Genomic DNA, 13,105 nt, shown 5'->3' with positions numbered 1-13,105 from the left:
GGCTGGCCATCGAGGCCAGGGGCGCCCAGTTGGTCTTCCTGCCGCCCTACTCGCCCGATCTCAACCCCATCGAGATGGCGTTTTCCAAGCTCAAGACCCTGCTGCGCAAGGCCGCCGAACGAACCCGGGACAATCTGTGGGACCGCATCGGGCTGGTCCTGGACGCCTTCACCCCCGACGAATGCGCCAACTATTTTCGGCATGCCGGATATGTGTCAACTTAAGCGACGAATGCTCTAGCTTGGAATGTGGACGTCCGCCGTTCGGCACCTATGCGGGGCGTGAGGGAGGCGTGAGGGACACACACTTATTTTCCGTCCTGGCTTTGCAGCCGACATCCGCGTTGAGGGAATGAGTGTATCCCTCATCTTAAAGTCAAAAGGCGGGATAGGCGCGAGCCAGGCGCCAAGCTAGGTCTGGCGCCAGGCGGCGGCCGTAGCGGTCGACGGCGGCCGCGACGTCGGGGCGGGCCAAGAGCGCGTTGCAGCGTCGTCGATAGTCGTCATCGGCCTTGCCCAGGGCCGGATGGATCGGCGGGAGATTGACCGCCTGCAGCGTTTGGTTTCGATAACTCGAAGCATTCAGCGCGTCGATCAGCAATGCGGCGGTTCGGTCTTCGGGATCATCGCAAATCATGCTGACACGCCAATCGACGGGTTCCAGTCTGGCGGTGTGGTCGCCTCGCAAACAGGCCCGCAACGCCCGCAACGGCCGCAGCGTGAGATCGTCATCCCGGGAGAAACCGACATACTCGGCCTTGTCCTCCACTTGAGCGGCCGTCCACTCCTCAAGCAACTGGTCAGCCTCCGCAGTACGGTCCGCGCGGATCAAGGCCTGAGTCAGGTCGGCGAGATTCTGGACGAAGAGGGCGTCGCCCGAGCGACCGTTCTCGTAGGTTGTCTTGATATCGAGCGCTTTCAGCGCCTCGTCGACCCGTCCGTCTTCCAGGAGTCGCTGCACGAGCCAGGCACGTTGACCGTCGCCATGGGAGCCGGTTTTGCCCATGGCCAAGGGTGCGAAGTCTCCGGGCGCAGGGCTGTTGGAGATATCGGCATTCATTTGGCGATAGGCAGTCGCCAGAACCGTCGCCTCGTTTTCGCCTCGCCGAGCCAGGGTCGCCAGTTCGCGCGTCCAGTCATTGCCCAAGGCGGAGGCCGGCGGAAGGGCGGGTGTATTCGACGCCGTGATCAACTGCTCCGGCGGAAGCCAGGCGGGCGCGAAGCGGCGATCCGCCTGGATCGAGAGCGCGCCTCGACGATCAACCTGATCGAGGCTCGCGATGCCCTCGGCGTCCTTGCCGGCGGCGAACGCGGCCATGGCCGTCAGTTCAGTGCGCTGAATGTTCGGAGACGATAGATAGTCGATATCGGGCAACCGCCGCGCTGCGGCGAGCGCCGAAGCACCAGCGCCCGGAATGTCCACGAGGCGGCGGATCATGAACGTGTAAGGCGCAGCGACCAGATAGTCTCTGAGGTGAGGTGCGCTTGTGGGAAATCGCGCTGCAAGCCGATCCGTCAGATCGAAGCGCCCATCCCGCGCCGCGCAGATCGCGGCGGCGGCGGAGACCCGGTGGACAAGAGACCCGCCAGGCCGGCCGGCAAGGGCGGCGTCCGCCATCGCCTGATAGTCGGTGCAATCGCCCTTATCTATCGCCCTTCTATTGAAGGCTTCGAATTGAGCGTCGTCGGTCGTCTGCGCCTGAGCGCCGAAGCCCAGCGTGCAGATCAACAAGGTCGCGATGATTGTCTTGCCCATATCGGTCCCCCACGAACGCCGATAGCGCAGCCGGATGCGGCGGCCAAGGGGCGCTGAAGCAAAGAGACCGCAAAAGGGGCCCTCTTTGCGGGACGTCTAGATCGGGTCGGGCGCCGGGAAGCGGACCTGGTGATCGCGTCCGTTCGGGATCGAGAGCGGATATAGAGGTCTTGCCCGAAGTCGGATTCCATCAAGACAAGGCAGAAATCGTCTCCGGCGCGTCTGAAAAAACTTATCCCCACCGCTCCCGGCGTGTTTCCCCAACAAATTCAACGCCAAAAATTCAGATATCCTCCCCCTTTCCCGCCGCCGGCATAATCGACCCACTTCAAGGCGATGGGGAGGGCGTGAGGCCTGCGACCTTCGCGGCCTTGGGGGGCGGTCGAGCGGGACGCGCTCGTCGGCGGCGGTTCCGTCAGGAGCCGCGACCTCGTCATCTGGTGCCGGCCGGGCCCGTTTACGGATACGGCGTTGACGAAGGGCCGAGGAGGGCGACAGGCCTGTGGTGACGCAGGCGTTCCGGGACCGGGCTTCGTAGGCCCGGCCCGCCCGTCGGGGGCTTCAGTCGGCGAGGCGTCAACAGCGCCGACCGCCGGACGCTCCCGAATAATGATCGCGCGGAGCGTCGGTCCTGGTCGAAACGGTAATTCTTACAAAGCTTCCGGGCCTGGCCCGGCGCTCCGCAGCCCTCCCACACCTTCAGCGGCCCGCCGCGTGAGGCGGCCAAGCCGGGTCCGAAAGGAGACCCTGATGCCCAGATCCAAGACCCGCGCTCTGGCTCGCGCCGCCCGCGCCGCGGAATGGGAACGCACCGGAGAGGACGACAGCGGACGCACGCCCGCGCGCGTCGATTATGTCCGTCGCGAGATTCGCCGGCGACTTCTGCGGCTGGAGGCGGTGGAAGCCGCCTACGCCGCCAGTTGCTCGGGAGCGTCGCGAAAAGCGGACTCGCCCGACGACGCATGACGGCCCCGGTTAGTGCGCGTTTGCTTCAAGTTGAATCACGCGCCTCAAATTTCCGTCTCCCCGGCGAAGGCCTGGGCCCAGGTGAAACCCACGAGCCGCTCAGGAGGAATCTGGGTCCCGGCCTTCGCCGGGAAGATGGAAGAAGGGGAGAGCGCATCGACCTAAAATCAATACGCTTTTAGGGCCCGTGTCCCCGACAGGGACTTCACAGGGTCGCGTAATAGCCCAGGTCAGCCCGATGCCCGCCCGCGTCATGCGTCTCGAGCGCCACCGCCTTGCTGTCCATCACCGTCTTGAACGCCGTCTTGAACTTGGCCATCTCCTCGGGCGTGCCGACCGAGACCCGCACGGCGTTGGGCCAGATCGGCCAGGTGCGGCCGATATAGACGTTCAGCGCCTTCATCGCCGCGATCACCGACTTGCCGTCGCGGCCGGTGTCGATCATGAAGCAGTTGGTCTCGGGCGCGCCGATGACCTTGTAATTGTTGGCCTTCAGCCAGGCCAGGGTGTCGCGCCGGGTGTCGCCGATGATCTTCTTGCGGGTCGGGACCAGGGTCGCGTCCTCCAGCGAGGCCCGCGCCGCCGCCGAGCCGGTGATCGGCATGGCGTTCTGGCCGAACGGCGTCAGCTTGGCCAGCAGGTCGGGCCGCCCGACCGCGAAGCCGCAGCGGATGCCGGCCATGCCGTAGATCTTCGAGAAGGTCCGCAGGACGATCAGGTCCTTGCCGGCCGCCACCATGTCGAGCACGTCGCCGGCGTCCGACAGGTGGATATAGGCCTCGTCGACCAGCAGGATGGCGCCGGCCGGCTTGTTGTCCAGCGCCCAGACGATGTCCTGCTTGGCGGTGGTGGTGCCGGTCGGGTTGTTGGGGTTGCAGATATAGATCACCCCGGCCTGCGGGTCGGCGGCGACCATGGCCTTGACGTCGTGGCCGTAGTCGGCGGCCAGCGGCACCTTGACCACCTTGGCCTGGCTGGTCATCGCCGCCCGCATCCCGGCCTCGTAGGAGGGATCGGCGGTGACGAAGCTGCGGGTCGGCGAGGTGAAGGCCAGCACCGTATAGTGCAGCGGCTCGGACGAGCCGGCATAGACGGCGATGTGGTCTTCCTTCAGGCCGTGCTGGGCCGCGAAGGCCGAGACGAGCATGGCGGTCTCGCCGTTGAGGTCGTAGCGGCCGCCCAGCGGGGCGACGCGGACGATGGCGTCGCAGGCGGCCTTGGACGGGCCCAGCGGGTTCTCGTTGGCGTTGATCAGCACCGCGCCGGGCGGCGGGGCGTTGGGGCTCTGGCCGTGCAGGGCCATGCCGGAGGGCGGGGCGGCGGCGGCGGTTTGAGCGGCCTGCGCCAGGTGGGCCTCGGTCAGGATCGGCGTCGCGGCGGCCAGGGCGGCGGCCCGCAGGAACGACCGGCGGCCCATGGCCTGATTACTCGATTTACCCGCGTCCATCTTCGCCTCCGTCCCTTTGAAACCCTGGCGTCCAGCACAGGCTCTTCCGGCCCGGCGCGCAAGGGCTGGCGCGGTCCGGCGACGCTGCACGCCGCCCGTGCCCAAGCGCCGGGCAGGGCTGCTCAGCGATCGGCTCTTGTCATCGGCCCGCGACCGCGAAATGAGTGCGTCCTTGCCGCCGCCCGGAGCCGCCCATGACCGCCACGCCCCTGACCATCGGTCTCGTCGCCCACGACGACAAGAAGGCCGCCCTGGTCGCTTGGGCGGTGGCGCACCAGGCGTTCCTGCGCCGGCACCGGCTCTACGCCACCGGCACCACCGGCGGGCGGGTCCTCGACGCCCTGCCCGACCTGAACCTGACCCGGCTGAAGAGCGGTCCGCTGGGCGGCGACCAGCAGCTGGGCGCGCTGCTGGCCGAGAGCAAGCTGGACATGCTGGTGTTCTTCGTCGACCCGCTGTCGCCGCAGCCGCACGACGTCGACGTCAAGGCCCTGATCCGCATGGCGACTCTGGCCGACATCCCGTTCGCCTGCAACGTGGCCACGGCGGACCTGATCGTGGCGGGGCGCTAGCCCGGAAACTTCAGCAGGTTCGGGCGCGGGATCGCCGCCTTGAACGTGCCGCGGGTCTTGGCGGTGTCGAGGCCGAACTCGGCCCAGGCCTTCAGGAAGCCGGCGGCGGGGGCGTTGTCGGGCAGCGGGGCCAGGGTCAGGGCCGGGCGGGCGGCCAGCAGCTGGCGCGCGGCGGCCCAGGCCTCGGACTCGGCCAGGGCGTAGGCGCCGTCGGTCGCCGCCAGCTCGGCGGCCAGGATCGGATCGGCGACGTGCAGGGTGACCGCCGAGGCGATCGGGGCGGCGGTCAGGGCTTCGATCAGGCCGGTCAGGACCATGCGGGCGCCGCCGACCCGGCGTTCGCCGCCGGCCGCTCCGGCCAGGCTTCCATCCGCCCCGCGCCGGACATGGGCCCAGCCGCCATAGCCGGGGTCGGGCTTGCACAGGGCGGCGGTCCATAGGGTCACGGCGATCATGGGCTCTGTTTAGGGCGATCGCCGGGTCGTGGCCAGAGCGGCCGGTGACGAAGGGGCTCGGCCGGGGCATGCTCGCGCCGTTCAACCTTGAGTCGGAGTGCGCCGTGCTCGACCTTGTCCTGGCCATCCTGCACCACCTGCTGGTCTTCACCCTGGCTGGCCTGCTGGCCGCCGAGCTGGCCCTGGTCCGCCCCGGCCTGGGCGGCGGGGCGCTCAAGGCCCTGGGCGGGATCGACGCCGGCTATGGCGCGACGGCGACCCTGATCCTGGCGGCGGGCTTCTCGCGGGTGTTCCTCGGCGCCAAGGGCTCGGCCTTCTACCTGTCCAACCCGATGTTCTGGGCCAAGATGACCGCCTTCGCGGCGGTCGGCCTGCTGTCGATCGCGCCGACCCTGCTGATCCTGCGCTGGCGCAAGCGGGCCCAGGCCGACGCGGGCTATGTCCCGCCGGCCGGCGAGGTGGCGACCGCTCGGCGGGTGCTGGTGCTGGAGCTGCTGGTCTTCGCCCTGATCCCCGCCTTCGCCGCCGCCATGGCCCGCGGCTACGGCCTGTAGGCGCGTCCGGGAACGGCCGCTTGCGAACGAAAGGTAAACAGCGTCTTAAAATTCATGGTTAACGTCATTTTCACTTCGATGAACAATGTTTTAACAAGCCGGCGCGCCGCCGCCGCCTCGCTAGGATTGGTTAAGCAAGAAACGTACCAGTCGCCGCAAAAACTCTGGTTTCCCGGTCGTTTGGCCGCAGGCGGTCATCGCATGGCAAATATTTATGGTTAACGCCGTCTTAGGCTCGGTTAATGACTTGTTAAAATCCTTGGCTCCGGCTTTGCTAGGGAGGCGTTGAACCCTTGCCGGACGTCCCGGCGCGGGACGATCCGAGTCCGGAGTACGCAGCGATGTTCGAGTTCGGCCGTGACCTGAAACGACTCTTCGGAGCCGACGCCGCGACGCCCGCCCGGGCCGCGGCCCACCGTGACGGATTGACGGGCGGCGACACCTCGCTGCTGGAGCTGCTCGACCTGCGCCTGCTGGTCAACGAGGCCCGTTCGGCCGACGTCGCCGCCGGGCGCATCGGGGCCAAGGACCGCGGCAGCCGGCTGCTGGAAGCGGCCATGGTCTGGCGCGAACTGGCCCGCCGGTCGGGCGACGCCGCCGCCCTGCGCAAGGGCGCCGCCCAGGCCGAGGCCGCCGCGAAGATCTTCGAAGCCGAACGCCGCGCCGACAGCCTGGCCGCCGCCCGCTGCGAGCAGGCGACCCTGGCCGTGCTGGGGGCCGACCTGTTCGGCGACGAGGGCCTGCGGGCCGCCGCCGGCGCCACCCTGACCCTGGCCAAGACCGCGCCGGGCCATCGCTGCGCCATGGCCGAGGCCCTGCTGGCCGGGCTGGAAGGCCGCGTGGCCCTGGGCGAGAACGACATCGACCGCGCCCTGGCCGCGGCCCAGGCCTTCGAGGCCCCGCTACGCGGCCTGGCCGCCGCCCGCCGGGTCAAGGGCGGGGGCGCCCGCCTGCTGCTGGCCGACCAGCGCGCCGCCCGGGTGGAGCTGCTGCTGGCCTGCGCCGCGCGCCTGAAGGACCGCGCCCTGACTGAGGTCGCCCTCAACGAGGTCAAGGCGGCGGAGGCGGCCCTCGACCGCGACTTCGAGCCCCTGGCTTGGTCGCGCCTGGAAACCCTGCGCGGCTCGGCCCTGGTGCAGTTGGGCGAACTGGACGGCGAGCTCAACCATATCGCCGACGGCGTCGAGGCCCTGGCCGGGGCGCTGGAGCCGGTCACCGCCGACCACAGCCCGATGGACTGGGCCCGCGGCCAGGCCGCCCTGGGCGCCGGCCTGCAGGCCATGGGCGAGGCCACGACCTCGGACCGCTGCTTCGAGCGGGCGGTCACCTGCTACGACCGCGCCACCCACATCCTCAAGACCCAGCCGGCCCTGACCCTGCGGGCGGTGGTGGCCAACAACCGCGCCCTCAGCCTGGCCCGCTGCGCCGAGCTGACCGCCGACCTGGCGGTGCTGGACGCCGCCGAGTTCGCCTTCAAGTCCGAGCTGGCCTCGGCCCCCGGGGCCCGCGACCCGGCCGCCTGGGCCGTGGCCCAGATGAACCTGGCCCGGCTGTACGAGGCCCGGGTCGAGATCACCGGCCATGACGACGGCCGGCTCGACCGCGCCGCCCTGGCCCTGGCCGCCGCCTTCGACGTGTTCGCCGAGCTGGGCCTGAGGTCGCTGACCGACCTGGCGGCTCAGGGGTTGCAACGCGTCAAACAGGCGCACCACGCCTGATCCAGAATGAAACGGGTCGGCCCCTAAGAAGGACCGGCCCAGGACCGTAGGGAAGATTTCGTGATTGCTTCGTTGCTCGCCGCCGCCGCCGTTTCGATGGCTTCCGCGCCCGCCCAGCCCGCCGCGCCGGTCCTGACCCCGGTCAAGGACGCGACGCCGCAGATCGCCGAAGCGATCCTCAGCTGCATGGTCAAGCGCGACGGCGGCCTGACCGCCTGTTCGGTGCAGAGCGAAACCCCGGCCGAGCTGGGCGTCGGCCGCGCGGCCCTGTCGATGGCCTCGCAGTTCCAGGTCGACCTGCTGGGCCCCGACGGCAAGAGCCGCGCCGGCTCGTTCATCGACGTGCCGGTGCGCATCCGCATCCGCTGAGGTCAGTAAGGGCCCGGCGGCTGCTTGTGCCGCTCGACCGCGCCTTAGCCCCGGGCCTTGGTCTCCTCGCTCGCCGGCGAGGGCGGCCTGGCAGGCAGCGGGGTGACCTTGGGCATCGGGATGTGGAGCTGTGACGTCGGAAGGACAGCGCCGTCCCGGCTCTTGCGCCGGCCGAGGCCGGAGAAATCCAGTTTCGTCATCGCCTCAGGCCTCCTGAGTAAATGCAGCCATATAATGACGCGTCGCTGCTTCGGCGCTCTGCAAAAGTTTCGTCCGTTCGGGCAGTGACGCGCCGTTGAAGCTCCTCGACGTGGCGCGCGGAGCCTTGGTTTTCAGCGCCATCGTCAGCGCATGAACGTCCGCCGCCTCAAGAGCGCCGCGAGAAACTTTAAACCAATCCGTTTCGGCGACAAGCGCCAGCGCTTCCAGGTCGACGCCCAAGGTCGCCAGCGCCCTGAGGCGAGCCTTGTACGGCAGGTAGGCTCGGATCGCCGTCAGCACTTGGGACGCGGCGATGATCACGGCCCAGACGATGGCGTGGTCTCGCCACACGGCCCAGGCGCCGATCGACGTGCTGGAGGCGACGGCCGAAAGGATGTTGAGCCAGCGATCGGCGGCTTCATCGGCGGCGTGATACTTGCCGATATAGGCGGCGTCTCGTTTCAACTGAACGAATTGATTCCAGTAGTGAGCCTGCGCATTCATCCTCGTTGTCCTGGATGAGAATGTAACGAGAACAAGCTTTCAGGTCTAGCGCAACCCGATTGTGGAAAGTTCCTCAGGCCGCCGCCACGTCCCCCGTCGTCCGGCGCATGCGCCAGAAGCGGATGGTGCGCAGGGCGGCGTCGCGGGGCAGGGCGGCGTAGAGTTCGCCATATTCCTTGGCCTTGCCCATGGCGTTGTCGTTCGGGTCGAGGATCAGCAGGGCGAAGGTCAGGAACAGCGAGCGGTCGAAGTCGGCCGCCTTGCAGACCACGGCCAGGCCGTCGAGCTCGCGGCGCTCGATGATCTTGCGGGCGGTGTGGAAGTCGATGTCGGCCAGCTCGGCCAGGGCGACCAGGAACAGGGTGGTCTTGTTGGCCCGCAGCATGGCGGCCAGGGCCTGGGGCGTCACCGCGCCGCGGGCCTTCATGGTCTGGATCTCCTCCACCGCCTGGGCGTGATCGGCCGGCAGGGAGCCGTCGCGGGCGGCGACGCGGTTGCGGCCGGCCTTCAGGGCCGCGTCAAGGGTGGCCGGATCGACATTGGCGTTACGCTCCATGATCCGGTCGCGCAGCCGCGCCTCGGCCACGAAATACATCTCGTTGAGCAGGTCGATCGGCACGGCGTGGCGGTCGATCACCGCCTCGTGCAGCTCGGGATTGACCGCGGCTCGGTCGACCGCCGCCTCGTGGGCCTGGCGCGACAGCACCGCCCCCTCGTTGCGCAGCAGCACGCCCAGGGTGGCGTCGTCGCCGCGTTCGACGATCGCGTCGGAGACGATGCTGGGCACCACCGGCCGCTGCGAGATGGCGCGCAGGTGGTCCTGGCCCTGGGTGCGCGCCAAGTGCAGCAAGTCGGCCTCGCTGAGCTGCGGCGCGCCCTGCAGGATGGGACGGGCGATGGCGATGCTGTCGCTGGCCAGGGCGCGGGTTAGGGACGGCGGCGTGGCGGCGGTGGTCCCCAGGCGCTCGGCCAGCTCGATGCGGACGGCCTCCTCCATCTCGCCGGCCAGCTGGCCCATCACGTCGTCGAACAGGCCCATCTCGACGTCGCCGTGGGTGTCGACGGTGAAGAACAGGTCGGTGACGCCGCGCAGCAGCTCGCGCCGGCGGGCGCTGGACGGCTCATCGGCCAGGGCGATGAGGTCGTGGAGGCGCGACTGGATCAAAGGGCTTTGTCCCGGGTCTTGGCGCGGCGGTCGTCCTTGTCGCCCTCGTCGTCATCGTCCTGATCGTCGCCGCGGGCTCCGGCCGCCAGCCAGTCGGCCGAGCCGTGGAGAGGGGCGGCGTCCTTGGGCGGCGGCGGGGCCTCGCCGGCGGTGATCAGCACCCGGCGGTCTGGGCCGGCGGGCGGCAGGGCGTCGGGCGTCAGGCCGAACTCGCGGCCGACCGAATAGAAGCGGGCGCCGACGACGCCGGTGCTCGACGGGGCGTTCAGGGCCGCGACCTGGCGGGGCGGCGGGGCGGTCGGAACAGCGGCCGGCGCGGCGACGGGCGCGCGGGCCGGGCCATAGAGGCTGTCGGGCAGGGGCGCGGCGCGCGGGGCCGGCGCGGACCGGACGGGCGGCGGATCGGTGTCGACGCTCGCGATTCGGCGGGCGGGCGGCGCGGGCGGAAGGGCCGGCCGCAGCGCGGCCGCGGGGGGCGGCGGGAGCGCATAGCGGGCAGGCTGGTAGCTGGGGCGGTCGACGATCGGCGGCGGCGCGAAGGCCCGCGGTTCGGCAGCCACCGGCGCGGTGGCCTGGCGCTTGCCGGCCCAGCTCAGCATCGGGCCGTCATAGGGCACGGCGGCGGCGATCGCCTGGCGCGGGCTGGCGGGGCCATAGCGGCTCTCGCGTTCGCGCTCGGCGTGGGCCGGGGCGGCGACGCTCAGCAGAACGGGCAGCAGGAAGGCCAGGCGCATGAACCGGTCCGGACAGTGGGCGGGATTCCGCTGAATCATAGGCAAGCCGCCTTAACCTTGGCCTAACGCCGGTTGCGATTTCTCGCCTTGCGCGAACAGGCGCCGCCGCACTCGCGCTCAGGCCGTCAGCGGCCGCGCCACCAGGCCAGCAGGCGGCGCTCGGCCAGGGTCATCAGGGCGTGCAGGACGACGCCCAGGATCGCCAGCACCGCCAGGGCGGCGAAGACCCGCGCGGTCTGCAGCCGGTTGGAGGCCTCCAGAATCCGCCAGGCCAGGCCCTGGACCCCGCCCGAGCCGGCGACAAACTCGGCGACCACCGCCCCGACCACCGCCAGGCCGGCCGCCACCTTGTGGCCCTCCAGCAGGGCGGGCACGGCCGAGGGCAGGCGCAGCCGCCACAGGCGCTGGACCCGGCCCGCGCCATAGAGGTCGAACAGCCGGCCAAGGTCGGGATCCACCGCCTTCAGGCCGGTCAGGGCTCCCGAAAAGATCGGGAAGAAGGCCGCCACCGCCGCTAGGGCTGTGACCGCCCGCTGCGGATGGTCGATGCCGGCCCAGATGGTCATCAGCGGACCGATGGCGACCAGGGGCGTCACCTGCAGGGTCACGGCGACCGGCTGCACGGCGTCCTCGATCATGGGATTGAGGCTGACCAGCAGGGCCAGGCCGCAGGCCAGCAGGCTGGCGCTGGCCAGGCCGATCAGGGCGGTCGACAGCGTGCCCCAGGCGCTGTCCAGCAGCAGCGGCCAGCCCTCGACCAGGGCGGCGCCGATCGCCGACGGCGCGGGCAGCAGATAGGTCGGCACGGCCAGCATCCGGCAGGCCAGCTCCCAGGCGCCCAGCAAGAGGGCGATCAGGGCCAGGGGAGCGAGGAGCTTCACGCGGCCGCCTCGCGCCCGGCCAGCAGCCGCGACACCGCCTCGGCCGTCTCGCGGAAGGCGGCGGTGGTCCGGAAGCCCGGCGGGCGGACCGTCGGGCCCTGCACGCTCACCGCGCCGGCGATCCGGCCCGGCCCGGGGGTCATCACCACCACCTTGCCGGCCATGTAGACCGCCTCCTCGACATTGTGGGTGACGAAGACCACGGCCGGCGACAGCTGGGCGACCAGGGCCAGGACGTCGTCGGCCAGGGTCCGGCGGGTGATCTCGTCGAGGGCGGCGAAGGGCTCGTCCAGCAGCAGCAGGCGCGGCCGGGTGACCAGGGCGCGGGCCAGAGAGGCGCGCATGGCCATGCCGCCCGACAGCTGGGCCGGCCGGGCGGCCTCGGCCCCGGCCAGGCCGACCTTGGCCAGGGCCTCGACCGCCTGGTCGCGGGCCTGGCGACGGGGGGTTCCGGCCAGCTCCAGCGGCAGGGCGACATTGGCCGCCGCGCTCATCCATGGGGCCAGGGTGGGGGCCTGGAAGACCACGGCGGTCTCGCCGCGGCCGGCGGCGCGGGTCACCTGTCCGCGGGTCGGCGGCTCCAGCCCGGCCAGCAGCCGCAGGGCGGTGGACTTGCCGCAACCCGACGGTCCGACCAGGGCGACGATCTCGCCGGCCTGCAGCGTCAGGTCGACGGGGCCCAGCGCCGCCCCGCGACCGGCATAGTCGACCTCGACGGCGGAAAGGGCGGCGATCGAGGTCACTTCGGCAGGAACGCCAGCGAATAGGCGCTCTTGTAGTCCATGTCCTTGGGATAGACGCCCTGGTCGGAAGCGACCTTGAAGAATTCGGCCCAGCGGGCGTCGCTCATGTCGCCGACCTTGGCGCGCGGCACGATGCCGTAGGCGCGCATCTTCTCGCGGGCCTGGTCGAGGACGTCCTGGGCCATCTCCGGATTGTCCTTGCGGATCAGGGCGTCGCCAGGGGTCGGATCGCCGTAGAGATAGGAGGTCCAGCCCGCCGCCGTCGCCTCGACGAAGGCCTTCACCGCCGCGGGGTTCCTGGCGATCAGGGCGTCGGGGACCAGGGCGAAGGAGGCGTAGGCCGGATAGCCGTCATCGGCCAGCAGGAACACCGCCGGCTTCACCCCGCCCTCCTTCTCGATCAGATAGGGCTCGGAGGTGACATAGCCCTGCTGGATCACCCGCTTGTCGGCCAGGAACGGGGCGGCGGAGTAGTTGTACTTGCGCACCTGGTCGTCGGTGAAGCCGTGCTTGGCCTTCAGCCACACCCAGAAGGCGGTGATCGAGGCGTCCGACAGCAGGATCGGCCGGCCCTTCATGTCGGCGATGCTGCGGACGCCCTGGTCGGGATGGGCGATCAGCACCTGCGGGTCCTTGTCCATGAACGCCGCCACGGCCTTCACCGGGATCTTCTCCTTGGCCAGGTTCAGCACGATGAAGCTGTTGGAGCCGACCCCGACATCGACCGCGCCGGTGGCCAGCAGTTGGGGCACGTTCACGCCGGGGCCGCCCTGGACCAGCGTGACGTCCAGCCCGCGCTTCTTGTATTCGCCCGTCGCCAGCGCCTGGTAGTAGCCGCCGAGCTCGGCCTCGGCCTTCCAGTCGGTGGCCAGCTTCAGGGCGGTGCGGCCGGGGGCCTCGGCGGCCTCCTTCTTGGCTGGCGAGCAGGCGGCCAGGGCGACGCACAGGGCAAGAAGGGGGGCCAGGGCGGCCAGGCGCATCAGCTTCATCATCGTCTCCCCGAAGTGCGGGGGGAGGTTAGTGGGCGAGGCCTTGCGAGGA

At 70.2% G+C, this 13,105-nt stretch carries 15 protein-coding genes; 6 read left to right on the top strand and 9 right to left on the bottom strand.

Annotation, left to right across the window (positions count from 1 at the left end; genetic code table 11):
* Window positions 1–224: transposase (locus tag ACIPQB_RS12655; protein ID WP_446483963.1), on the top strand; the 224-nt coding region annotated here is incomplete at its 5' end.
* Window positions 225–375: 151 nt separating this feature from the next.
* Here ACIPQB_RS12655 and ACIPQB_RS12650 read toward each other — a convergent pair.
* Window positions 376–1,755: a hypothetical protein gene (locus ACIPQB_RS12650; RefSeq protein WP_446485583.1), complete on the bottom strand. Its 1,380-nt coding sequence runs from the start codon at window positions 1,753–1,755 to the stop codon at window positions 376–378.
* A 750-nt stretch (window positions 1,756–2,505) separates the two neighbouring features.
* Here ACIPQB_RS12650 and ACIPQB_RS12645 point away from each other — a divergent pair.
* Window positions 2,506–2,721, top strand: a complete 216-nt coding sequence (locus ACIPQB_RS12645) for a hypothetical protein (RefSeq protein WP_446485582.1) — start codon at window positions 2,506–2,508, stop codon at window positions 2,719–2,721.
* Between the two features lie 205 nt (window positions 2,722–2,926).
* Here ACIPQB_RS12645 and ACIPQB_RS12640 read toward each other — a convergent pair whose 3' ends face one another.
* A complete protein-coding gene (locus tag ACIPQB_RS12640; RefSeq protein ID WP_446485581.1) occupies window positions 2,927–4,168 on the bottom strand; it encodes a pyridoxal phosphate-dependent aminotransferase in 1,242 nt (413 codons plus the stop codon).
* Window positions 4,169–4,362: 194 nt separating this feature from the next.
* Here ACIPQB_RS12640 and ACIPQB_RS12635 point away from each other — a divergent pair, with 194 nt between their 5' ends.
* Window positions 4,363–4,740: a methylglyoxal synthase gene (locus ACIPQB_RS12635; protein WP_446485580.1), complete on the top strand. Its 378-nt coding sequence runs from the start codon at window positions 4,363–4,365 to the stop codon at window positions 4,738–4,740.
* Here the strand turns inward: ACIPQB_RS12635 and ACIPQB_RS12630 are convergent.
* Entirely contained in the window at window positions 4,737–5,195 is a 459-nt protein-coding gene (locus ACIPQB_RS12630; RefSeq protein WP_446485579.1) for a ribonuclease H, read from the bottom strand. The genes ACIPQB_RS12635 and ACIPQB_RS12630 overlap by 4 nt on opposite strands.
* A 44-nt stretch (window positions 5,196–5,239) precedes the next feature.
* Between ACIPQB_RS12630 and ACIPQB_RS12625 the strand changes: the two genes are divergently transcribed.
* From ACIPQB_RS12625 to ACIPQB_RS12615, 3 genes are all read left to right on the top strand, one after another.
* On the top strand, window positions 5,240–5,749 hold the full coding sequence (locus ACIPQB_RS12625; protein ID WP_446485578.1) for a DUF2214 family protein: 510 nt from the start codon (window positions 5,240–5,242) through the stop codon (window positions 5,747–5,749).
* Between the two features lie 341 nt (window positions 5,750–6,090).
* Window positions 6,091–7,467 carry a hypothetical protein gene (locus ACIPQB_RS12620; RefSeq protein ID WP_446485577.1) on the top strand — a complete coding sequence of 459 codons (1,377 nt, stop codon included), beginning with the start codon at window positions 6,091–6,093 and terminating at the stop codon, window positions 7,465–7,467.
* A gap of 60 nt (window positions 7,468–7,527) precedes the next feature.
* Window positions 7,528–7,836 carry a hypothetical protein gene (locus ACIPQB_RS12615; RefSeq protein WP_446485576.1) on the top strand — a complete coding sequence of 103 codons (309 nt, stop codon included), beginning with the start codon at window positions 7,528–7,530 and terminating at the stop codon, window positions 7,834–7,836.
* Between the two features lie 204 nt (window positions 7,837–8,040).
* On the opposite strand, the gene ACIPQB_RS12610 is transcribed toward ACIPQB_RS12615, so the two are convergent.
* From ACIPQB_RS12610 to ACIPQB_RS12585, 6 genes are all read right to left on the bottom strand, one after another.
* Window positions 8,041–8,541: a hypothetical protein gene (locus ACIPQB_RS12610; RefSeq protein ID WP_446485575.1), complete on the bottom strand. Its 501-nt coding sequence runs from the start codon at window positions 8,539–8,541 to the stop codon at window positions 8,041–8,043.
* Window positions 8,542–8,614: 73 nt separating this feature from the next.
* Window positions 8,615–9,706 (bottom strand): DUF2336 domain-containing protein, encoded by a 1,092-nt coding sequence (locus ACIPQB_RS12605; RefSeq protein WP_446485574.1) that lies wholly within the window; start codon window positions 9,704–9,706, stop codon window positions 8,615–8,617.
* Complete coding sequence (locus tag ACIPQB_RS12600) at window positions 9,703–10,440, bottom strand: hypothetical protein (protein ID WP_446485573.1); 738 nt, start codon at window positions 10,438–10,440, stop codon at window positions 9,703–9,705. The genes ACIPQB_RS12605 and ACIPQB_RS12600 overlap by 4 nt, the downstream gene beginning before the upstream one ends.
* A gap of 125 nt (window positions 10,441–10,565) precedes the next feature.
* Entirely contained in the window at window positions 10,566–11,321 is a 756-nt protein-coding gene (locus ACIPQB_RS12595; protein WP_446485572.1) for an ABC transporter permease, read from the bottom strand.
* Complete coding sequence (locus tag ACIPQB_RS12590; RefSeq protein ID WP_446485571.1) at window positions 11,318–12,064, bottom strand: ABC transporter ATP-binding protein; 747 nt, start codon at window positions 12,062–12,064, stop codon at window positions 11,318–11,320. The genes ACIPQB_RS12595 and ACIPQB_RS12590 overlap by 4 nt, the downstream gene beginning before the upstream one ends.
* Window positions 12,061–13,044, bottom strand: a complete 984-nt coding sequence (locus ACIPQB_RS12585; protein ID WP_446485591.1) for an ABC transporter substrate-binding protein — start codon at window positions 13,042–13,044, stop codon at window positions 12,061–12,063. The genes ACIPQB_RS12590 and ACIPQB_RS12585 overlap by 4 nt, the downstream gene beginning before the upstream one ends.
* Window positions 13,045–13,105: the final 61 nt, after the last annotated feature.

The organism is Caulobacter sp. LARHSG274 (genome assembly GCF_052871235.1).
This window is presented reverse-complemented; position numbering and strand designations above follow the sequence as displayed.